Origin of the sequence: Amycolatopsis sp. NPDC051716 (assembly GCF_040681595.1) — a bacterium.
Lineage (GTDB): Bacteria > Actinomycetota > Actinomycetes > Mycobacteriales > Pseudonocardiaceae > Amycolatopsis.
On record NZ_JBFAZA010000069.1, the window covers coordinates 1 to 20,751 of the forward strand.

Below are 20,751 nucleotides of genomic sequence, written 5' to 3' on the forward strand. Positions count from 1 at the left end.
TCATCGATCTTGGTCGACGCTGTTCTAGCAGGGACCCCGTTACCCATCTCACCGGGTTGACAGCTCCGCCCACTCCCTAACTTCCCGGCATTGGGTTTAACCCTCGACGAGCTCCCAGTCAGCGCCCGGCGTGGCGCGGTCGTACACCTGGCCCGGCGCGGCCTTGAGCACGCTGCGCACGTCCGGGTACAGGTTCGCCACGTGCTCCAGCTCCAGGCCCTCGACCTCGAAGTCCTCCGCCTCCGGGACCTCGAAGCCGACGAACAGCCACGTGCCGTCCTGCTCGCGGACGACCTGGCGGACCGCGCGCACCGGCTGCTGCGGGCCGGTCGGGATCTCGGTCAGGCCGCTGCTGATCTGGGCTTCGTCGTCCGGCGAGCCCTCGTACTTCCAGGCCGCGCGACGCTGGGCGAGCAGCCGGACGTCCTCGTCCTCGTCGTCGGAACCGGTCACCGACGAGAGCAGCCACGTGCGGCGCTCCGGGTCCCAGTCGGCGGCCATCCCGGTCGGCAGATCCGCCAGCGCGGCCAGCTGCGGCAGCAGTTCGACGGCTTCGCGCAGCGACATCTTGCCGAAGTTCTCGCGGTTGACCAGCACGTCGTCGGACAGCTCGGTGCCGTCGCTGATGAACCAGTCGTCCTCGTCGTCCAACACGACGAAGCCCAGCTCGTCGGGGTCGTTCACCAGGGCCAGCGCGATGATGACCGGCCCTTCCGGATCCTGGCGCAGCGGCCATGCGGTCGACATGCGCCATATCCCACCATCGGCGCGGGGCGCGCGGGGAGCCGGGGTCACCCGATCGGTTAATTCATCGACTGTTGATTTCCGCGTCCGCCGGGATCATCATGGGCGCATGGTGCTCTCCAAACGGGTCGCCCGCTTCAACCGCGTCGCGACCAACCAGGTTCTCAAGCACGTCGCCGGCTGGGCGCCGGGGTTCGCCATGGTCGTCCACAAGGGACGGAAGTCCGGACGCGAGTTCCGCACGCCGGTCAACGTCTTCCGCACGAAAGACGGCTTCGTCGTCGCGCTGACCTACGGGCCCGGCGCCGACTGGGTGAAGAACGTGCTGGCCGCCGGCGGCTGCACCCTGGTCACCCGGCGGGAAAATATTCACGTGCACGGCGCCGAACTCGTGCACGATGATTCGCGGCAGGCCATGCCGGTACCGATCCGGCAGTTCCTCGGCCTGCTGAACATCCACGACTTCCTGCTGCTGAAGCGGGACTAGGGGGAGAAGTGCTGCTCGAGGGGGAGCTCGTCCGGCTGCGCGCGCTCGAGCCGGAGGACGCCGAGCGGATCCACACGTTCGTGACCGACCCCGAGGTCGGCCGCTGGATGGAGAACGACCATCCGCTGTCGCTGGCCCAGGTGCGCAAGCGCTGCGAAGAGCGGGCGGTCAACACCTACGAGAAGGTCGTCCTCGGCATCGAGGCCAAGGCCGAGCGGAAGCTCATCGGCGTCATCGACCTGCGTGACGCCGAGCCCGAAGTCGGCGAAGCCTATCTGGACGTCTACATCGGCGACGCCGGATACCGCGCGGGCGGCGGCTACGGCACCGAGGCGCTGCGGCTCATGTGCCGGTACGGCTTCGACAACATGCGGCTGCACCAGATCACGCTGTGGGTCGTCGCCGAGAACGAGGTCGCCCGGCACGTCTACCGCAAGATCGGGTTCGTCGAGGAGGGCCGGCACCGCGAGGCGTTCGTCGGCCTCGACGGCGCGCGCCACGACATGATCCTGATGAGCATGCTGAAGGGCGAGCTCAAGTGGTGAGCCGCTTGGGCGCCTTCAGCCGCCACGCCTCTTCGAGCAGCTCACGCAGCTGATCGACGTCCACGCGGTCCAGGTCGACGATGATCGAGCCGTACCCGTCGTAGTGCGGCGTCGTGAAGAAGGCCGCGTCGCCGGAATCCAGCAACGCGGCCTTCTCGTCGTGGCCGCACAGCACCACCAGGCCGCCTTCGGCCTCGGTGCGCAGCCGCGCGAACCCCTTGCCCCCCACCTTCAGCGCGGGCGTGCGGTACCACGTCGACGCCTCCACCTCCGGCAGCCCGGAGGCGAGGCGCACGACGTCTTCCCAGGTCGTCATGGGTCCATTGTCGACCCGGTGTCTTGGAGAAACGGGAACTACGGCAGCTGGGTGATCCGGTCCGCCGCGGGCGGGGCCAGGTTCGGGTGCGCACCCAGGTAGGCGATCAGCGCGTCGAGGTCCACCGGGCCACCCGCGAGGTTCGTGCCCTTGGTGAACTCGGCGAAGCCGTCCCCGCCGGCGGCGAGGAAGTTGTTCACCGACACGCGGTACGACGCCGCCGGGTCGACCGGCGTGCCGTTCACCGTGATGTTCGCAACGCGCGAACCGATCGGCGCGCCCGCCGAGTAGCTGTAGTGCAGCGAGCTCGAGATCTGCAGGATCTTCGTGCCGGCCGCGGTCCACTGCTGTTCCAGCACGTTCTTCAGGTTCGCGCCGGTCAGCGTGATCGTCTGCATGATGTTCGAGAACGGCTGGACGGTGAACGCCTCGCCGTAGGTCACCACGCCGTCACCCTCGCCGTTCGGCGACGACTTGTACGTCAGGTCGGCGCGGATACCGCCCGGGTTGGTCATCGCGATCACCGCGTTGTTCGACTGCGTGCCCGCGAGCTGCGCGTCGGCGATGACGTCGCCGAGCGACGACTCACCGGCCGTGTTGCCCGCCGCCGGCAGGTCGGCGGTGATGGTGCCGACCTGCTTGTTCGCGATCGGCGCGGACTTGGTCTTGGCGTCGGCGACCAGCGCGGCCACGGCCGGGTCCGGGGTGACCGTGCGGGTGACGATCTCGTTGAACGCCTTGGTCTGCGAGCGCACGACGTCGCGCGTCTTGCGGCTGATCTTCAGGTCCACCACCGACAGCAGCCGGCCGAACGACGAGCCCTGGATGACCGGCCGCGGCTGCCCGGCCGGGTCGTTGATCACGCAGTTGTACTGCTGGTGGCTGTGCCCGGTGAAGAAGGCGTCGACCTTCGGCGTCACCGCGGCCGCGATCACCGCGGCCGGGCCGGGGCGCAGCTTGCAGTCGTTCGGGCCTTCGACCTCGGTCCCGTCACCCTGGTGCATCAGCACGACCTGGGCCTTGACGCCGAGGAAGTCGAGCAGGTTCGCGGTCCGGTTGATCGCCTCGACCTCGTCACCGAACTTCAGGCCCTTGATGGCCTCCGGCGTGACGACGGACGGCAGGTCCTTCAGCGTGGCGCCGATGACGCCGACCGGCACGCCGCCTTCGAACTTCACGGTGAACGGCAGCAGCGCGGGCAGGCCGTTGGTGAAGTACACATTGGACGCGATGAAGGGGAAGTTCGCACCCTTGAAGGTCTTCTCGAACTGGCAACCATCGGTCGGGTGGCAGCCGCCGAACTGCATGCGCTGCAGCTCCTTGTAGCCCTCGTCGAACTCGTGGTTGCCGACGACGGACGCGCCGACACCCAGCATGTTGAGGAAGTCGATGGTCGGCTCGTCGTGGAACAGCGCCGACGTCAGCGGCGACGCGCCGATGTTGTCCCCGGCGGACACGACGAACGAGTTGGCCACCTGCGCCCGCAGCTGCTTCACGTGCGTGGCCAGGTAGGCGGCCCCGCCGGCGTCCACAGTGGTCCCGTCCGACTGCACCACGCGGCCGCTGGAGCCCGACGGCGGCTCCAGGTTCCCGTGCAGGTCGTTGAACCCGATGATCCGGACGTCGGTGGTGGAATCCGGGCGCTGGCCCGCGGACGCGGGTGCGGTGGTCACCGCCGTGGTCGCCAGCGCGGCCGCGGCGAACACCGCGAGCCGGGTCGAAAGCTGCAACAACCGGGGCTCCGCCCCGGGCCGGGGGCTACGCCACCCGGAGCCCCCGAAAAAATGCCTCATGAGTGTTCTTCCTCCGATTCGCGCCCCGGGTCCCCGAACGGGCGCACGGCGGAGGATTCTGCCTCGCGAAGCTGTCACCTACCAGAGTCAAAAGACGGACGTAAAGCGAATGTCACCTAACGGCTTCCCTCGAGCAGCACCCGCGCCACGAGGTCCGGGTCGTCGTTCATCGGCACGTGCCCGCAGCCGGGCAGCAGCCGGAACGTCCCGTGTGGCGCGACTTTCCGCAGGTCGGCGACGCGCGGCCGGGCGAGGATCCGGTCACGTTCGGCCCAGGCGATGGTCACCGGGACGCCGGTGACCGGGCCGGTGAAGCGGAAGTCGCCCCGGGACTGCGCGGCGGTGGGCTCGAAGCCCGGCGCGGTGGCGAGCGCGTGCGCGTCCTCGACCACGGTGTCCGGGGTTTGCAGCTCGGGGCGTCCGACGATCATCCCGGTCAGCGCGCGCCGCCCGGACGCGCTCGCGGCGATGCGGCGCACGACGTGCGGCGGCGTGCGCCGCGCCAGGGCGCGGTGGGCCTTGAGCGTGGCGATCGCGTACACCTTCTGGGTCCGGTTCCACAGCCCGGCCGGCGACAAGGCCGTGACGCTGCGGACCAGCCCGGCCTGCCCGAGGGCCAGCGACAGCAGGCCGCCGAGCGAGTTGCCGGCGACGTTCGGCCGGTCGAGCCCGAGGTCGGTGAAGAGCTGCTTGAACATCACCAGCGCGGGCTCGACGCCGTACCCGCCGGACGGCTCGGGCGACTCGCCGAAGCCGGGCAGGTCGACGGCGATGACGTCACGATGGGCCGTGAGCAGCGGGAACACCGGCGCCCACGCCTGGCGGCGGTGGCCGATGCCGTGGATCAGCACCAGGGGCTCGCCCCGGCCCGCACGGTCGTAGACAACGTCGTCCATGACCCGAGGGTAGCGGAATCTGCAACCGCCGGTAACAGTTACTTTGCGTCCGGTTCGATCCGGGTGCCGCTGTCCGCCGACCGCTGGACGGCGTCCAGCACGCGGTGCACCCGCAGGGCGTGCGCGAAGTCCGGCAGGTCGCCCTTGAGGTGCCGGGCGTAGGCGTGCGCCACGTTGTACGAGGGTTCGGCGCTGCGGCCGGCCAGCTGCGGCAGCTCGTACCGCGCGGGCACGGTGAGCTTCTCCAGCGTGCCGGTCCGGCTGCCGCGCAGCGTCAGCTTCGCGATCCAGAACAGCGGGTCCGCGGCCCCGACGACCAGCGTGCCCTCGGTGCCGTTGATCTCCCAGTGGAAGTCCGTGGCCGGCGACGTCCCGCCACGCAGGTGCACCGACGCGACGGCGCCGCCGGTCAGCACGCCGGTGACGGCGATCTGGTCCGGCGCCGTCATCTCGACGGACTCGCCGGTGACCTCGTCGCGCACCCGCGGCCGGACCGTCGCCATCGTCGCCGAGAGCTCGGCGAAGCCGCCGAGGACCATGGCCAGCGCGTCGACGGTGTGCGCGAACGGGATGGTCAGCATCGTCGCCCCGCCCGCGGGGTGGAGTTGGTAGTCGCGGCCGGCCCGCACGGATGGGCCCCAATTCGCGCCCGAAGCGATCAGCGACGTCGAGAGCACGCGGCCGACGTAGCCGTCCTTGATGAGGTCGCGCAGGTAGCGCAACGCCGGCGCGGACCGGCCCTGGAGGCCGACCGCGGTCGTCTTGTCCCGGGCGGCCTCGGCCAGCGCCTCGGTTTCGGCGAGGCCGACGCCCAGCGGCCACTCGCTCAGCACCTGCTTGCCCGCGGCGAGCGCCGGCTCGATGAGCGCCCGGTGCTGCGGCACCTTGACGGCGACCACGACGAGATCGACTTCCGGGTGCCGGGCGAGTTCCCCGGCGTCGCCGAAGGTCAGCGGCACGCCGTACTTCTCGCCGGCCACCCGCGCCGAGTCGGCGCTGCTGCCGGCGAGCGCGCGGAGTTCGTAGCCGTCCACCGCGGCCAGCGCGGGCACGTGCGCGGTCGCGGCCCAGCCGCCGTTCGCGCTGAGCCCGACGATGCCGACCCGGAGCGGTGCCATGAGCGTTCCTTTCGTTTGCCTGCATAGAGCCCGACGTGCCGAGCGTCGTGCGCATTCCCGTATCGGCGCAAGCCGCATCCGGTTACGCCGGCATGACTTCGCTCACCCACGGCCCACCGATCGGCCGCGGACGGGTCGGCCGAGTGGCCGATGGCGACCCCGGACCGTCGGGCTGTTCGACCGAAGCGGCACCCGGGGCAAGATCCATAGCGTCGATGGCATGACGAACGCACAGCTCACAGCCCTGCAGTACGGCTTCATCGCCTTCCTCGCACTGTGGGCCGTGGTGCTGGTGCCGCAGCTGATCACCCAGCTCGCCCGGCACGGCGGCCCGCGGCCGCGCGGCCTCGCGACCACGGCGGCGGTGCTGCTCTACGGCTGCATGACGCTCGCGGTCGTCTTCCTGCCGCTGCCGGGGCCCGGCACCCGCCGGCTCGCCCAGACCGTGCAGCTGCACCCGTTCCAGTGGATCGCCGACATCCATACGGAGCTGCTCAAGCACGGTGGGCAGTGGTTCATGACGCAGACGTTCCAGCAGGCGTGCCTGAACGTCCTGCTGTTCGTGCCGCTCGGGGTGTTCGCCCGGATCCTCTGGCGCCGCGGCCTGACCGGCACCGCGCTGATCGGCTTCGCGGCATCACTGTTCATCGAGTTCACGCAGCTCACGGCCAACTTCGGCACGGCGCCGTTCGCCTACCGCATCTTCGACGTCGACGACCTCATGAACAACACGTTCGGCGCGGTCGCCGGCTGGGTGTGCGGGGCGCTGCTGCTGACGCTCCGGCGTTCAACGGTCGGCGTGCAGCCGGCCCGGAGCGAGCGGGTCCACCTCGCCAAGACGCGCTAGCCGGGCTTTCCGCTGCAGCGCGGCCCGCTTGGCGGCCCGCCGGTCTTCCAGGACGACAACGAGCGCGGCCACGGCCAAGACCAGCGCGACCAGCCCGAGGACGATCGGAAGCTGCACGAAATCCTCCTCGGTACGGCGCTGTGCGGGAGATCACACAGGTTACGCAGGTTCGTGGTGAATTCGCTACCCCACGCGACGAGAGCGGGCGGCGAACCAGGTCCGGTCCGCGGAAAGCCAGCTGTCGAAGGTGAGATCGGCCGAGGTCAGCAGGTCGTCGACGGCGAGGCGGCGGCAGGTGAACTCCTGGTGCCACTGCCGCCCGCGATCAATCCGAGCCCCCTCGGGCACCAGCCCCGGTTGTGCGCCGGCCAGCCAACTCACCACCAAAGTGCCCCCTGCCCTCCCTGGGGGCCGGCCCCGCTTCCAGCGTATCGGCGGCCACCGACAAAGCCGCCGAATCGCCGAGCCGGAGCCCACGTTGTCCACATCGGCGCAGACCTGTGGACAGCCCGCGGTCAGGTGACTGATGAGCAGGACGGCGGCGGATTCGCGGCCGAACTGTCGCTCGCCGATGCGGGCGCAGACGGTCTCGACTCGGACGTGCGACGAACCTGGTGGCCGAGCTCGAGCAGTGGGTGCGTGACCCGGCCGGCGCCGCTGCCCAGCTCGAGAATCGAGGCGTCGGGCGGAACCGCGGCATGCACGATCTCGGCCTCGCCGTTCGGCGGGAGCAGCAGGTAGACGTCGACGGGCGAGCCGTCCGCGGTGACCTCCATGGGCCGAGCGTGCCGGAAACCGGACGAGCGGGCGGCCGGGCAGCGGCACGAACCCGGTGACACCGAGCGTGCCGGAGGCCGAACAGGCGCCCAACCCGACCGCGCCGCCGCCGGCTCGAACGTGCCGGAAACTGGACCGGTGAGCACCCGACCCACGAAGGACCAGCTGGCCGCGGCGCACAGCGCCACCATCCCCGACGTCATCGCCCCCGGCCTCGACGTCCTCTTCTGCGGCATCAACCCCGGCCTCTACTCCGGCGCGCTCGGCCGGCACTTCGCCCGCCCCGGCAACCGCTTCTGGCCCGCGCTCCACAAAGGCGGCTTCACCCCGCGGCTGTACGACCCCAGCGAGCAGGACCTGCTGCTCGACCTCCGCCTCGGCATCACGAACGTCGTCGCCCGGACCACCGCCCGCGCCGACGAACTGACCGGCGACGAGCTGCGCGAGGGCGGAAAACTGCTGGTCGCGAAGGTGCTCGAGTACCGGCCGCGGTGGCTGGCCGTCGTCGGGATCACCGCCTACCGGACCGCCTTCGGCTTTCCGAAGGCGCGCGTCGGACGGCAGGAACACCGGATCGGCGACACCCACGTGTGGGTGCTTCCGAACCCGAGCGGGCTCAACGCCCACTGGACGCCGGCCGGCCTGGCGGCCGAGTTCGCCGAGCTGCGAGCCGCATCCGAAGACTGTCGAAATCGTTGAACGCGCTGCGGGCCACCCTCAGTAGCGCCGACTGCCCCATCAGGCCCTTTCCCGCCCGGCCGCGCCAACTCTCCATGATCCACTTCTACGGAAAGTTTGCTGTGACCGGCGGATTGGGCCATGAGGGGGATTTGGCGTCATGAGCTGCGCAATCGCGACTCGTACCAAGCAGGAGGAGTCACTTCCGGCCGGGTCCAAGCAGGGAACCGGACGGTGCCGGAGACGTCCGGCACCCGGGAGCGACCGCGCAGAGACGGAGGCCCGCGATGCACGGCATCGAGCCCACCCGCAGGCCCGCGGGGCCGGCCGGACCAGGCGGGCGCAGCCTCGGCGTGGCGGTCGTCGATCCCGTGCCGATCTTCCGTGACGGCCTCGCCGCGCTCGTGCACCGCAACCAGGGGCTCCACTGGGCCGGGCAGGCCGCCAGCCACCACGCGGCCCTGCAGCTGTGCGAGCAGGTCAAGCCGGACGTCGTCCTCCTGGACTCGGCGCTCGACCCCAACTGCCACCTGACCAAACTGCTCAACACCGGCGACCCGGCGCTGATCCTGGTCATCCTGATCCGTGACGCGAATCGCACGCAGCAGTACCTCGCGGCCGCGATCGCCGCCGGGGCGCACGCGATCGTGCCGCGGTCGATCGATTCGCGGCGGCTCGCCGAAGCGATCCGGCGGGCGCACAGCGAACGCCGTTACATCGACCCGGCGCTCGCCGCCTTGACCGCCCGGCCGAAGCGCACGGCCGCCTCGAAGGGCGACCTCGCCCACGACAGCCCGCCGGCGCCGCGCGGCGGGATGCCGCTGTCCAGGCGCGAGTACCAGGTGCTCCAGCTGGTCGCCGAAGGGCTGGAGAACTCGGCGATCGCGAAGCTGCTGTTCCTGTCCGTCGAGACCGTCCGGACCCACGTGAAGAGCATCCTGCGCAAGCTGTCCGCCCGGGACCGGACACACGCGGTGACGATCGCCTTCCGCGGCGGGATCCTGATCGCCCGTGCCGAAGACGGGCACGTCCCGGTGACGGCGGACACAACGGCGCTCCCCGGCCACCCCTGACCTCTCATCCCCAGGCCGAAGGCAACATTCGGGTGGATTTCCATTACTCGGAAGTGCGGATCTGCTTGCTCTGGTTACCCGCAGGTAATATCCTGAAGTTACCGGCGAGTAAGGCGACTATGTGCCCGGCCGGGGAGCCGAACACATTGGAGTGACGACATGGGCCACTACAAGAGCAACGTCCGAGACCTGGAGTTCAACCTCTTCGAGGTACTCGGCGTGCAGGAGCGCCTGGGCAAGGGTGTGCTCGCCGAATCCGACGAAGAGACCGCCCGCGGGGTGCTGTCCGAGCTGAACAAGCTCGCGACCGGCCCGCTCGCCGAGTCCTTCGCCGACGCCGACCGCAACCCGCCCGTGTACGACCCGAAGACGTTCAGCGTCAAGATCCCCGAGTCCTTCAAGAAGAGCTACAAGCAGCTTCTGGACGGCGAGTGGTGGCGCCTCGGCCTCACCAACGACCTCGGCGGCTTCGGCCTGCCCCCGACCGTGCAGTGGGCGGCCTCCGAGCTCATCCTCGGCGCGAACGCCCCGCTGTTCATGTACATGGCGGGCCCGAACTTCGCGATGATCGTGAACAAGAACGGCACCGAAGAGCAGAAGCACTGGGCCCAGCTCATGATCGACCGGGCCTGGGGCGCCACGATGGTGCTGACCGAGCCGGACGCCGGCTCCGACGTCGGCGCGGGCCGCACCAAGGCCACCAAGCAGGAGGACGGCTCCTGGCACATCGACGGCGTGAAGCGGTTCATCACCTCGGCCGAGCACGACATGAGCGAAAACATCATGCACCTGGTGCTCGCCCGCCCCGAGGGTCCCGGCATCGAGACCAAGCCGGGCACCAAGGGCCTGTCGCTGTTCCTCGTGCCGAAGTTCCACTTCGACTCGCAAACCGGTGAGCTGGGCGAACGCAACGGCGCCTACGTCACGAACGTCGAGCACAAGATGGGCATCAAGGCCTCGACGACCTGCGAGCTGACCTTCGGCCAGCACGGCACCCCGGCCAAGGGCTGGCTGCTCGGCGAGGTGCACGACGGCATCGCGCAGATGTTCCAGGTCATCGAGTACGCCCGGATGATGGTCGGCACGAAGGCCATCGCGACGCTCTCGACGGGTTACCTCAACGCGCTCGAGTACGCCAAGGAGCGCGTCCAGGGCGCCGACCTGCCGAACATGCTGAACAAGGCCGCCCCGCGCGTCACCATCACGCACCACCCGGACGTCCGCCGCTCGCTGATGCTCCAGAAGGCGTACGCCGAGGGCCTCCGCGCGGTGTACCTCTACACGGCGTCGTTCCAGGACCAGCTGTGGATCGGCGAGGGCGACCAGAAGCTCGCGCACGGCGTCAACGACCTGCTGCTGCCGATCGTCAAGGGCGTCGGCTCCGAGCGCGCCACCGAGCAGCTCGTGCAGTCGCTGCAGACGCTGGGCGGGTCCGGCTTCCTGCAGGACTACCCGATCGAGCAGTACATCCGCGACGCCAAGATCGACTCGCTGTACGAGGGCACCACGGCGATCCAGTCGCTGGACTTCTTCTTCCGGAAGATCGTCCGTGACAAGGGCCAGTCGCTGGCCTTCGTCGCCGGGGAGATCACCAAGTTCATCGAGTCCGAGGCGGGCAATGGCCGGCTCAAGAACGAGCGCGCTCTGCTCAAGCAGGCCCTCGAGGACACCCAGGGCATGCTCGGCTCGCTGATCGGCTACCTGACGGCGTCCCAGGAGGACACGCAGAGCATCAACAAGGTCGGCCAGCACACGGTCCGCCTGCTGATGTCCGTCGGCGACCTGCTCATCGGCTGGCAGCTGCTCAAGCACGCCGAGGTCGCGATCGGCAAGCTCGACGCCGGTGCGTCCGCCAAGGACGTCCCGTTCTACGAGGGCAAGATCGCCTCGGCCTCGTTCTTCGCGAAGCAGGTGCTGCCGGAGCTGACCGCCCGCCGCGCCATCGTGGAGGCCGCCGACAACGCGCTCATGGAGCTGGACGAAGCCGCGTTCTGATCAACGTGTTCCGCCGAAGGGCCCCTTCCACCCGGAAGGGGCCCTTCCGGCGTTTCGAGGTCATACCGCCGGGGAATTCCGTCTTCGAGTTCGCGGGACCGAGTGGCCGGACCCGCGACCACCGAGAGGAGATAGTGATGACTGTCGCCGGCATCATCAGCGCCATCGTCGTCGGGCTGATCATCGGCGTTCTGGGCCGGCTGCTCGCTCCCGGCAAGCAGAACATCCCGATCTGGCTGACCATCGTGATCGGTATCATCGCCGCCTTCATCGGTACGGCAATCGCTCGTGGTCTCGGCTACGCCGACACGAACGGCATCGACTGGCTGGAGATCCTCACCCAGGTCGTGCTGGCCGCGATCGGTGTCAGCATCGCCGCGGGGGCCTATGGCCGTCGCGGTGTAACCCGGTAACTTCCCGGAACTCGAGCCCGGCCGGTCCACCTTCGGGTGAACCGGCCGGGCTTTTCCGTGCCTACCGCCGGGCCGACGCGCGAGCGAGCGCGACGGCGAACCCGGCACCCACCAGCAGCAGCGCCGCGGCCAAGGTCATCGTCGTGGTGATGGCGTGGGCGGACGAACCACCGGCGAGCGTCAGGAAGAGACTCCCGAACGTCGCCACCCCGACGACCTGGCCCAGCTGCAACGTCGTCGTGAGCAGGCCGCTGGCGTCCGCCGCGCTTTCGAGCGGGACGTGGGTCAGCGCGTGCGCCATCAGGGACCCGAACGCCAGGCCCATGGAAAGGCCGAACAGCAGGAGCGCGGCGAAGAACAGCGCGCCGCCGGTTCCGCCGTCCTTCAAGCTCAGCCCCAGCAACGCGTACGCGATCGCCGACCCCACGTAGCCGCACGGGGTCAGTGCCGCGTGGACGCGCTCGGGCAGCTTGTGCCAGAAGAAGCCGCACACGCCGAAGAGCACGCCGCCGGGGGCCATGGTGAGCCCCGCAGCCAGGGCCGTCTCGCCGAGGCCCGCCTGCAGGTGCAAGGCCACGCAGAAGAGGAATCCGCCGTAGGACGCCACGCCGGTGGCCAGCGCGGCCAGTCCCGGTGCGACCCCGCGGACCCGCAGCACGCCGAGGTTGACCAGCGGGTCGCGCACCCGGCGTTCCACGACCACGAACAGCACCGCCAGCAGCACGCCCGCCACGAGCGAGCCGAACGTCCACACCGGCCAGCCGGTTTCGTGCCCGAGGACGAGCGGCAGCACGATGAGCACCAGGGCGGGCACCGCGAGCGCGAGACCGGCGAGGTCGAGCCGGCGGCCCGCTTTCGCCGCGCCACCGGGCACCAGCCGCAGGGCGAGCGCGGCCACGAGCACCCCGATCGGCACGTTCACCAGGAAGATCGGCCGCCAGCCCGTGCCGAAGAGGTCCGCGCCGACGAGCACGCCGCCGAGCACCTGGCCGGCCACGAACGCGACCGAGATGACCGCGGTGTACGCGCTGAGCGCCTTGGCCCGCGCGGGCCCGCTGAACTGCGCCTGGATGACGCTGATGACCTGCGGCATCATCAGCGCGGCGCCGGCGCCCTGGGCGATCCGCGCGACGACCAGCGTCACCGGTTCCGGCGCGAAGCCGCAGGCCAGCGAGCAGACGGTGAAGGCGACGACGCCGGTGACGAACAACCGTCGGCGTCCGAACAGCTCGCCGAGCCGGGCGCCGGTGATCAGCAGCATCGCGTAGCCCACGGTGTAGCCGGAAACGACGAGCTGCAGCGCGGCGCCGGACGCGTGCAGATCGGTGCGGATGTCGGTCATGGCGACGTTCACGACGGTGACGTCGAGCAGCGCCATGAACTGGCCGAGCAGCAGGACGGCCAGCATGAACCACGGCCGCCGGTCCGGCCGGGCGGCCCGGTCCGGGGTGGCCGGGGCAGGGGTGGTCAGTGTCATGCCTCTGACCTTGGGGTTCTCGGGTCGTGCGCGGAGAGAGCCTGGTGATGCTGGTACCGGGAGCACCTGCTTCGCCGAAAATTGTCGTACCCCTCCGGCACCATGTCGGCATGACGTCAACGCAGGTCCACACGAGCCACCGAGAGGAACTCGGCCAGTTCCTCAAGGCGTGCCGGGCGCGGATCGGCCCGGAGGAGGTCGGGCTGCCGCCCGGCGTGCGCCGTCGCACGAGCGGGTTGCGGCGGGAAGAGGTCGCGCTGCTCGCCGGCGTCGGCGTCACCTGGTACACGTGGCTGGAGCAGGGGCGGCCGATCAACGCGAGCGCCCAGGTGCTCGACGCGGTGGCGCGCACGCTGCGGATGGACCACCCCGAGCGGGAACACCTGTACCGGCTGGCGGAGCTGACGCCGTCCCGGCTGCCGTCGTCGGCCGAGGTGGTGCCGGAAGCGGTGCGCGAGGTGCTGCGCGCGCTCGATCCGCTGCCGGCCACCTTGATCAACGGCCGGTTCGACATCCTCGCGTCGAACGCGGCGCAGGAGGAGCTGTTCTGGGAGTGGCACAGCCTGCCCTGCCTGCACAAGAACCTGCTGTGGTGCTGCGTGACCGAGCCGAAGGCGCGGCAGATGCTGCTGAACTACGACGAGGAGGTCCCGCACATGGTCGCGCGGATGCGCGCCGAATACGGCAGGCACATCGGTGACCCGTCGTGGGACGAGGACATCCGGCGGCTGTCCGCGCTGAGCCCCGAGTTCGCCGCGTTGTGGGCGCGGCACGAGGTGGCGGACCCGCGGCCGCGGCTGCGGGAGTTCCAGCACCCGCGGGTGGGCCGGATGCGCCTCCGGCTGACCGAGCTGGCGGTCTCGGAAGCCCCGGGCCCGCGCATCCAGGTGTCCACTCCGGACGATGCCTCGACGTGGGCGTTGCTGCCCTTGACGCGGCGGGAGGCGTGGTGACCCTGGTGGACCTGAGCGATCAGGGGCTGACGTCGGTGCCTTCGCTGCCGGAGGGCGTCACCCGGCTCGATCTGTACAAGAACTCGATCTCGGAGGTGCCCGGGTCAATGTGGTCGCTGACCGGGCTGCGCGTGCTGAACCTCGCGGCGAACCGGATTTCTTCGCTGCCGCCGGGCATCTCGGCGCTGACGTCGTTGCACACGCTCGACCTGGCGCACAACCGGTTCGACTCCCTGCCGGGCGAGCTGGGCGAGCTGGCCGGGCTCACCGAATACCTCTACATCAGCGACAACCGGCTGACGAAGTTCCCGGCTGCCTGGTGCGGGCTGGGCAAGCTGCGGTACCTGGGGTGCACGGACAACCGGCTCACCGCGCTGCCACCGGACCTCTCGGGATTCGCGGCGCTGCGCGAACTCCGGCTGTACCGCAACGAGCTGGCCGCGCTGCCCGAGTCGATCGGTGCGCTGAGTGCGTTGCGGGAGCTGCACCTGCGCGGCAACCGGCTCACCGCGCTCCCGGACTCGATCGGCTTGCTGAGTGAGCTGCGTCAGCTCGACCTGCGGGAGAACTCGCTGACGACGTTGCCGGCGTCGCTCGCCCGATTGTCCAAATTGGACAAACTGGATCTGCGGTGGAACAAGCAGCTCCGGGAGCCGGCCTGGCTGCGTGACTTCGAGGAGGCGGGGTGCATGGTCCTTCGCTGACAACTCAACAGAGAACGGTCGGACGCGGGCCGTAGGTCGCCGTGTGCGACGTCCGCCGGAGCTCGGTGCCGCTCGCGAGGTCGTAGAGCACGCGCGTGTCGGTGACGCTGAAGCCGGACGAACCGATCGAGGGCTGGCACGAGCCGGCCCCGCCGGCGCCGAACTGGATCGGCGGCGGGTCACCGGGCGTCTGCGCTCCGGTCTGACCCTCGACACGGAAGTGCCGGGTGCCCCAGATCCGGACGGTCACCGAGTCGCCGGAAACGGTGGCCTGGATGGCGAGGCCGGTCGCCGCGTCGTTGGTCAGCTTGAGCTCGACGGGGCTGCCGTCGGCGTTGACGGCCTTGGCGTCGCGGCCGACGGGGTAGCGGTCGAGGTAGTGGTCGTGCTCCAGGTGGCCGGCGTCGGCCAGGCCGGCGAGGTAGGCGGCGTTGTACAAAGTGGACGCCAGCTGGGAAACACCGCCCCCGACCACGGAGGGGCCGGTGCCGTCCTCGTCGACCGGGGCGGGCACGTAGCCGGCGTCCGCGGTGCGCGGGCCGGAGCGGCCACCGAGGCTGAACGTCTCGCCGGGCTTGACGATCGTGCCGGACACGCGGGCGGCGAGCGTCCGGTTGTTCGTCTGGGCCGGGCCGGTCAGGCCGCCGGTGGTGAACTCGCCGATGACCTCTTTGATGCCGAGCGCGCTGGTGGCGTCGGTGGTCACGCCGGGTGCCGCCGTGCTGTAGACGACCGGGAGATCTCGTCCGTCGGTCTTCTTGAGCACGTCGATCAGGGGGAGGAAGGTCTTCTCCCAGTTGATCTTGCGGGCGTCCTCGGAGGGCTCCACCGCCGGCTGGTCGCCGGTGAAGACGATCTGCGCGTCCTTGCCGTCGGTCTCGGTGCTCGCGAGCTGGTCCTTGAGGGCGCCCTGCAGCTTGCCCTGGTCGATCCGGACCTCGACGGCCCCGCCCTCGACCACGGCGAACTGGAAGGACGACGCGATCGTCGCGGGCTTCAGCGGAACGTCCTTGCCTTCACCGTGCACGACGACCGGCTTCGCGACGGCGGGCACGACGATTTGCTGACACGCGGCCTGCACGCCGGCGGCGGTCGCCCGCACGGGCGTGATCGCCATGGCCAGCTTGACCCCGCCGGGGTCGAGCCAGTGGTCGGTAACGGTCTGCACGGCGCCGGCCAGGTCGGTCAGCTGCTGGCCCTGCCGCGGCAAGACGGGGTGCGCGGTGACACCGCCGTCGCTGCCCGGGATCGGGGTGAACCCGACCGTGCCTTCGGTGGCGGGGTGGTTCAGCCTGCCGTCGGCCAGTTCCTGCACGGCCTGCCCGATCCGGTTCTGGTCGGTGCGCGTGGCCACCCCGACCTCGCGGCTGCTGAAGAAGGACATGATCCGCGTGATCGGACTGAGCGGCTGGTGCCCGGCGAGCCCCAGGGTGTTCGGCCAGTCCAGCCCGAGCCCGGACTGCGAGGGCACGAGTTCGGCCTGCACATCCCCACCGTGCACGGCGACGGGCCGGATCAGCCGCGGTTCGAGCTCTTTCCGCAGCTTCGCTTCGGCCTCGGCATGGCTGAGCCCCCCGACCTCGATGCCGGCGACGGTCACCCCGCGCGGCACATCCCCGGCGCTGACGGCGAGATCGATGGCGTAGAGGATGACGAAGAGGCCAAGGGCGAGCCCGACGGACATCATGGTGCGGGCAACGCCCTTGCGCAGCTTCCGGGCCGGGGTCTCCGGCGCCGGCGGTGGCGCGGGGTTCTCGAGGAGCTCGCCGAGCAGATCATCGGAGAAGAGATCGGTCGTGCCGGCGGCATTGTCCGGGGCATTGCCAGGGGCCTTGCCGGGAACGGGCTCGGCAACAACGGGCGGCCAAGCGGGCACGACCTCGATCGCGGGCTCGGTCGCGGGCTCGGCAGGTGCCCCGGCCACAACGCCAACGGCCGCGACAGGTGGTTCGGCCGCGGTCGACGGGTCGGTCGCCGAGGGCCACTCGATCACCCCATCGCTGACCGGCACCGCAGGCGGCACAGCCACGGTCGCCGGGTCGGCGACAGGCGGCAAGTCGGCCACGGTTGGTAGGTCGGCCGCGGTAGGCGGGTCAGCGACAGCTGGCAGGTTAGCCGCGGTAGGCAGGTCGTTCGCGGTCGGCGGGTCGGCGACAGCCGGCAAGTCGGCGACGGTTGGCAGCTCGGCCACGGTAGGCGGGTCGGGCACGGTTGCCGACTCGGCCACCGAGGGCGGCGCCGCGCTCGGCGGGTCGATCACCGGCTCCGGTGTGGCCGCCTCGGTGGTCTGCTCGGGCGCCCGTAGCTCCGGCTCGGCTTCAGGCCACACCTCGGCGGCCGTTGCTTCGAGCGTTCCGGGCTCGGCCGACGCACGAGCGTGGTCGGCTTCGAGCGTCTCCCCGCCCTCGCGTACCTCTTCGTCTGCCACGCGCCTGCCTTTCGCGGGACCCGACCTACAGGTAGAGCCCCGTCCCGTGCTCGGTGCGCTCGGTCGCCACCGCGTGGATGTCGCGTTCGCGCATCACCAGGTGCCCCTCGCCCTGGATCTCGACCTCGAGCTGGTCCTCCGGGTTGAAGAGCACGCGGTCGCCGGTCTTGACGTTCCGCACACTGTTGCCCACGCCCAGTACATCACCCCAGGAAAGCCGGCGCGCGACCTGCGCCGTCGCGGGGATCACGATGCCGCCGCTGCTGCGGCGCTCCCCTTCTTCCGGCGACAGCCGCACGAGTACCCGGTCGTGCAGCATCTGGATTTCGAGTTTCGGCCCGTCAGACACGGCCTGCATGTTACCCGTCGGTCCTGGGCTCCCCGGCCATGACCAGGCTCAGTTCGCGCACCCCGCCGTCCTCGATCCGGACCGGGACGCCCCAGTCCTGGCGGGTGATCCGGCACGCCGGGTGCTCGCTGCCGCCGTCCGCGCTGTCGCAGCTCGCGGCCTGCGCCACGACCTGCAGCACACCCTCCGCAACCCCCGGGGCCAGCCGGATCTTGCGGTTCAGGTCCGTGCCGGTCCCGCCGCCGTCGGCCAGTAGCGAGGGCGGCGACGCGCTGATCTCGAGCCGCGTCGACGGGCCGAAGCGGTCGTCCAGCTTCTCGCCCGGCGGGGCCGTGAACACCACCGAAAAGTCGATCTCGCCCGGGGCGAGCACCGTCGGCGGGCGGCGCACCGCGTGCGCGTCGCCGGTGACGACCGTCGGCCCGGCCGACGAGTCGAGCGGGCTGAGCCGGTTGCCCGCGGACTCGACGACGAGCAGCTCGCCGTCGTGCAGCAGCAGGCCCTGCGGCTCGGCGAGGCCGGTGGCGATCGTGGTCACCTGGCGGGTGAAGACGTCGAAGCGGCGAACCGCGCCGTTGTAGGTGTCGGCGATCGCGATCTTGTCGCCGGGCAGCACGGCCAGGCCCAGCGGGTGCTGGAGCAGCGCCTGGTCGGCCGGGCCGTCGGTGTGGCCGAAGGAAAACAGGTCGACGCCGATCGCGGTCTGCACGGTGAAGGACTCGCCGTCGGGCTCGATCCAGCGCAGCGCCGACGTCTCCGCGTCGACGAGCCACAGCTTGTCGCCGTCCACGGCCAGGCCGGACGTCTGCGCGAAGAACGCTTCGCCGGCGTCGCCGTCGCGAAGGCCTTCGACGGTCGTCCCGGCGAAGCGGCGGATAGTGCCGCCGACCGGGTCGAACACGCTCAGCGTGTGGTTGCCCGCCATGGCGACGACGACCCCGCCGGCCGGACCCCACCAGGCGACGTCCCACGGGCTCGTGAGGTCGACCTCGGCGGCCTTGCCGGAGTCCGGCCCGCTGCGCCACTGCGCTCCGGTGCCGGAGACCGTCGTCACCTCGCCGGTGATCAGGTCGAGGCCGCGCAGCCGGTGGCCGGCCGTGTCGGCGACGACGGCGTGGTAGCCGACGCGCTCGGCGATGTCGTACGGCAGGAGCGCGATGCCCGACGGCTCGGTGAAGGTCGCGATGTCGAACGGACCGTCCTGGCTGCCGCGAGCCCCGCTGCCGAAGCGGCGGATGACGGTCTCGCCGTCCGAAGCGAACTCGACGATGGCGTGGTGCCCGGTGTCGGCGACCAGGACGCGGCCCTCGGCGGTGGCGACGGCCTTGCTCGGGAACCGCAGCTCGCCGGGCTGCTCCTCGACCGGCACGTACGGGCTGCCGCCGCGGCGCAGCGTCCCCTTGGCTTCGTGCTTCTTCACGAGGTCCGCGATGACGCGGCGAAGCGCCTCTTCGTGCCCTTCGCCCGCGGCGACGTGCACGACGTACCCCTCGGGGTCGACCACGACGAGCGTAGGCCAGGCGCGGACCGCGTACTGCGACCACAGCTCCATCTTGGGGTCGTTGACCACCGGGTGGTGCACCTCGTAGCGGCGGACCGCGGCTTCGATCGAGGCGCGCTCGCCCTCGTGCAGGAACTTCGGCGAGTGGACACCGATGGTGACCAGCACGTCCGCGAACTCGGCTTCCAGCGGACGCAGTTCGTCGAGCACGTGGAGGCAGTTGACGCAGCCGCTGGTCCAGAAGTCCAGCAGCACGACGCGGCCGCGCAGCTCGGCGAGGGTGATCGGGCGGCCGCCGGTGTTCAGCCAGACGTCGCCGCGCAGCTCGGGGGCGCGCACGCGGCTCTGCGGTCGGGGAGAAGTCACGGCATGAGTGAACTACACGCCCTCACGCTCTGTTCCGCGGTCCGCCCTGATGAGAGAACAAACTCACCCGGACGTGGGTCCCCTGGTCGGCGCGAAAAAGGAGGCGCGGGCGGGTGAGCCGCCGCTTAGGCTCGGGTCATGACCCCCGTCCAGCCGGCCGGCGCCCTCACTCCGGAGGAGGCGCGGCACCTGCAGGAGAACCTCCGGGAACCCGTGCGTCCCGGGCTGAGCGAAGCCGAGCTCGACGACGTCGAGCGCCGGTTCGGCTTCCGCTTCGCCGCGGACCACCGCACGTTCCTGGCCGTCGGCGTCCCCATCGGCGACCGCTGGCCCGACTGGCGCTGCGGCAACCCGGAGCAGCTGCGCAAACGTTTGGCATGGCCGGTCGACGGCGTGCTGTACGACGTCGAGCACAACGGATTCTGGCTGCCGGACTGGGGCACGCGCCCGGTCGGCCCGGAGGACGCGGTCCGCGAAGCCCGGCGGCGGCTGGCCGACGTGCCGCAGCTGGTGCCGGTGTGCGGGCACCGGTACCTGCCCGGACTGGCGGGCACGGTGGGTTACCCGGTGCTGTCGGTGTACCAGACGGACATCGTCGTCTACGGCAGTGACCTGCGGGATTACCTGCACCGCGAGTTCGCGACGGGCGGCATCAGCACGGCCCCACCGGACGGGCCCCGCTACATACCGTTCTGGTCCCGCTTCATCGACTAGCTTCGGCGGCCTGCTTCGGCGGCCCGCTTCAGCCGGACCAGGGTGGCGGCGATGTTGGCGGTGTTGGCCTGTTCCCGGTCCCAGACCCCGGTGACGGTCGAGGTCGCGACCTTGAACCACGCCGGCCGCCGCTCCCACATGCTTTCGACGACGACACAGCCATCACTGGCGGGTTCGAAGTCGTACTGCCAGCGCGCGACGGGCAACCCGGCGACGGAGGTGACCTCGAAGCCGAACCGGCGCCCGGGCTCGGCGTCGGTGATGGTGGACAGGGTGCTCCACCGCCGGAGCCCGCGCCGGTTGCGCCCGCGGAACTTGGCGCCGACGGCGGGTTCGCGGGCAGGGCCGACCCACCGGTGCCCGGTGTACTCCTCGGCGAGGCCCGCCAGCTGCTCGGGGTCGCTGACCAGCGAGTACACGGTCTCGGGAGCCGCATCGATCTCGATCCGGCCGGTGGCGTTCGGAGCGTTCAAGGGGACCTCCACACTGAGGGAACATACCGAGGGTATGTCAGAGACCGGCGTTAGGGAACGGCCTGTGGATGGTAGAAGGGTGATGTGGACAGCTTCGGCTGGGA

22 protein-coding genes are annotated in these 20,751 nt (G+C 70.6%); 10 read left to right on the top strand and 12 right to left on the bottom strand.

What is annotated here, in order from left to right; translation table 11 throughout:
- Window positions 1-96: 96 nt before the first annotated feature.
- Window positions 97-747 (bottom strand): hypothetical protein, encoded by a 651-nt coding sequence (locus AB0M30_RS46325; RefSeq protein ID WP_364598748.1) that lies wholly within the window; start codon window positions 745-747, stop codon window positions 97-99.
- 106 nt (window positions 748-853) lie between these two features.
- On the opposite strand from AB0M30_RS46325, the gene AB0M30_RS46330 reads away from it, so the two are divergent.
- A complete protein-coding gene (locus AB0M30_RS46330; protein WP_364598750.1) occupies window positions 854-1,231 on the top strand; it encodes a nitroreductase family deazaflavin-dependent oxidoreductase in 378 nt (125 codons plus the stop codon).
- 8 nt (window positions 1,232-1,239) lie between these two features.
- On the top strand, window positions 1,240-1,776 hold the full coding sequence (locus AB0M30_RS46335) for a GNAT family protein (RefSeq protein WP_364598753.1): 537 nt from the start codon (window positions 1,240-1,242) through the stop codon (window positions 1,774-1,776).
- On the opposite strand, the gene AB0M30_RS46340 is transcribed toward AB0M30_RS46335, so the two are convergent.
- From AB0M30_RS46340 to AB0M30_RS46355, 4 genes are all read right to left on the bottom strand, one after another.
- Window positions 1,766-2,092 (bottom strand): MmcQ/YjbR family DNA-binding protein, encoded by a 327-nt coding sequence (locus tag AB0M30_RS46340; protein ID WP_364598756.1) that lies wholly within the window; start codon window positions 2,090-2,092, stop codon window positions 1,766-1,768. The genes AB0M30_RS46335 and AB0M30_RS46340 overlap by 11 nt on opposite strands.
- Window positions 2,093-2,130: 38 nt before the next feature.
- Entirely contained in the window at window positions 2,131-3,822 is a 1,692-nt protein-coding gene (locus AB0M30_RS46345; protein ID WP_364598797.1) for a bifunctional metallophosphatase/5'-nucleotidase, read from the bottom strand.
- A 179-nt stretch (window positions 3,823-4,001) separates the two neighbouring features.
- The gene (locus AB0M30_RS46350) at window positions 4,002-4,781 is read right to left on the bottom strand and encodes an alpha/beta fold hydrolase (RefSeq protein WP_364598759.1); all 780 of its coding nucleotides are present in this window, start codon (window positions 4,779-4,781) and stop codon (window positions 4,002-4,004) included.
- A gap of 38 nt (window positions 4,782-4,819) precedes the next feature.
- The gene (locus AB0M30_RS46355) at window positions 4,820-5,899 is read right to left on the bottom strand and encodes a Gfo/Idh/MocA family oxidoreductase (protein WP_364598762.1); all 1,080 of its coding nucleotides are present in this window, start codon (window positions 5,897-5,899) and stop codon (window positions 4,820-4,822) included.
- Window positions 5,900-6,119: 220 nt separating this feature from the next.
- Here AB0M30_RS46355 and AB0M30_RS46360 point away from each other — a divergent pair, with 220 nt between their 5' ends.
- Window positions 6,120-6,746, top strand: a complete 627-nt coding sequence (locus tag AB0M30_RS46360) for a VanZ family protein (RefSeq protein ID WP_364598765.1) — start codon at window positions 6,120-6,122, stop codon at window positions 6,744-6,746.
- A 183-nt stretch (window positions 6,747-6,929) separates the two neighbouring features.
- Here the strand turns inward: AB0M30_RS46360 and AB0M30_RS46365 are convergent, their stop codons facing one another.
- Entirely contained in the window at window positions 6,930-7,094 is a 165-nt protein-coding gene (locus AB0M30_RS46365) for a hypothetical protein (RefSeq protein WP_364598767.1), read from the bottom strand.
- A gap of 167 nt (window positions 7,095-7,261) precedes the next feature.
- On the bottom strand, window positions 7,262-7,522 hold the full coding sequence (locus AB0M30_RS46370) for a hypothetical protein (protein WP_364598770.1): 261 nt from the start codon (window positions 7,520-7,522) through the stop codon (window positions 7,262-7,264).
- A 139-nt stretch (window positions 7,523-7,661) separates the two neighbouring features.
- On the opposite strand from AB0M30_RS46370, the gene mug reads away from it, so the two are divergent.
- From mug to AB0M30_RS46390, 4 genes are all read left to right on the top strand, one after another.
- Window positions 7,662-8,222, top strand: a complete 561-nt coding sequence (gene mug, locus AB0M30_RS46375) for a G/U mismatch-specific DNA glycosylase (RefSeq protein ID WP_364598773.1) — start codon at window positions 7,662-7,664, stop codon at window positions 8,220-8,222.
- A gap of 266 nt (window positions 8,223-8,488) precedes the next feature.
- Window positions 8,489-9,274 (top strand): response regulator transcription factor, encoded by a 786-nt coding sequence (locus AB0M30_RS46380; RefSeq protein WP_364598776.1) that lies wholly within the window; start codon window positions 8,489-8,491, stop codon window positions 9,272-9,274.
- A gap of 159 nt (window positions 9,275-9,433) precedes the next feature.
- Complete coding sequence (locus AB0M30_RS46385; protein ID WP_364598779.1) at window positions 9,434-11,269, top strand: acyl-CoA dehydrogenase; 1,836 nt, start codon at window positions 9,434-9,436, stop codon at window positions 11,267-11,269.
- Window positions 11,270-11,406: 137 nt separating this feature from the next.
- Entirely contained in the window at window positions 11,407-11,682 is a 276-nt protein-coding gene (locus AB0M30_RS46390) for a transglycosylase (RefSeq protein WP_013230904.1), read from the top strand.
- A gap of 61 nt (window positions 11,683-11,743) precedes the next feature.
- Here AB0M30_RS46390 and AB0M30_RS46395 read toward each other — a convergent pair whose 3' ends face one another.
- Entirely contained in the window at window positions 11,744-13,159 is a 1,416-nt protein-coding gene (locus tag AB0M30_RS46395; protein ID WP_364598782.1) for an MFS transporter, read from the bottom strand.
- Between the two features lie 110 nt (window positions 13,160-13,269).
- Between AB0M30_RS46395 and AB0M30_RS46400 the strand changes: the two genes are divergently transcribed.
- Window positions 13,270-14,112 carry a helix-turn-helix transcriptional regulator gene (locus AB0M30_RS46400; protein WP_364598785.1) on the top strand — a complete coding sequence of 281 codons (843 nt, stop codon included), beginning with the start codon at window positions 13,270-13,272 and terminating at the stop codon, window positions 14,110-14,112.
- Window positions 14,109-14,816: a leucine-rich repeat domain-containing protein gene (locus AB0M30_RS46405; RefSeq protein ID WP_364598788.1), complete on the top strand. Its 708-nt coding sequence runs from the start codon at window positions 14,109-14,111 to the stop codon at window positions 14,814-14,816. Before AB0M30_RS46400 ends, AB0M30_RS46405 begins: the two co-directional genes overlap by 4 nt.
- 4 nt (window positions 14,817-14,820) lie before the next feature.
- Here the strand turns inward: AB0M30_RS46405 and AB0M30_RS46410 are convergent, their stop codons facing one another.
- From AB0M30_RS46410 to AB0M30_RS46420, 3 genes are all read right to left on the bottom strand, one after another.
- Entirely contained in the window at window positions 14,821-16,881 is a 2,061-nt protein-coding gene (locus AB0M30_RS46410; protein WP_364598800.1) for a VanW family protein, read from the bottom strand.
- A gap of 388 nt (window positions 16,882-17,269) precedes the next feature.
- The gene (locus tag AB0M30_RS46415) at window positions 17,270-17,602 is read right to left on the bottom strand and encodes a co-chaperone GroES (RefSeq protein ID WP_103338050.1); all 333 of its coding nucleotides are present in this window, start codon (window positions 17,600-17,602) and stop codon (window positions 17,270-17,272) included.
- Window position 17,603: 1 nt separating this feature from the next.
- On the bottom strand, window positions 17,604-19,433 hold the full coding sequence (locus AB0M30_RS46420; RefSeq protein WP_364598803.1) for an NHL domain-containing thioredoxin family protein: 1,830 nt from the start codon (window positions 19,431-19,433) through the stop codon (window positions 17,604-17,606).
- A gap of 165 nt (window positions 19,434-19,598) precedes the next feature.
- On the opposite strand from AB0M30_RS46420, the gene AB0M30_RS46425 reads away from it, so the two are divergent.
- Window positions 19,599-20,174, top strand: coding sequence for a hypothetical protein (locus AB0M30_RS46425; protein WP_364598791.1), 576 nt, complete (start codon window positions 19,599-19,601; stop codon window positions 20,172-20,174).
- Here the strand turns inward: AB0M30_RS46425 and AB0M30_RS46430 are convergent.
- Window positions 20,171-20,647 (bottom strand): SRPBCC family protein, encoded by a 477-nt coding sequence (locus tag AB0M30_RS46430; RefSeq protein ID WP_364598794.1) that lies wholly within the window; start codon window positions 20,645-20,647, stop codon window positions 20,171-20,173. The two genes, AB0M30_RS46425 and AB0M30_RS46430, sit on opposite strands and share 4 nt — an antisense overlap.
- Window positions 20,648-20,751: the final 104 nt, after the last annotated feature.